We start from the raw sequence: 328 nt of genomic DNA on the forward strand, positions 1-328 counted from the left end.
TCTTCTATTTTTACCTCTGTTAGTTTTCCGCTTTCTACCGTGTTTTTAAAGCTAATTCGGTATTCTACTTCTTCTCCTAACTTCGGTGACGGGCTATTTACTACTTTTTTCGCTTCCACTTTTCCATCTTTATGTTGCGGAGTAATTTCTGCTTTTGGTGTTTCTGGTTTGTTTTTTGTATCATCAATAATTGCTTTATTGACGATTTTTTCGCCGATTTTCACTTCTTCTTTTACTTTCACTTTAAAAGTGATACTTCTTTCTTCTGTATCCGTAATCTCTGGATACTTCGCCAGTACCTTACCGTTTTCCACTTTCAACTCTACTG

The 328-nt window shown here is 35.7% G+C and carries 1 protein-coding gene; it reads right to left on the minus strand.

The window, feature by feature from the left end; genetic code table 11:
- Positions 1-328: hypothetical protein (locus MR113_RS27590; RefSeq protein WP_242257502.1), on the minus strand; the 328-nt coding region annotated here is incomplete at both ends.

Source organism: Bacillus cereus group sp. BfR-BA-01379 (genome assembly GCF_022663605.1).
Taxonomy (GTDB): Bacteria; Bacillota; Bacilli; order Bacillales; family Bacillaceae_G; genus Bacillus_A; species Bacillus_A mobilis.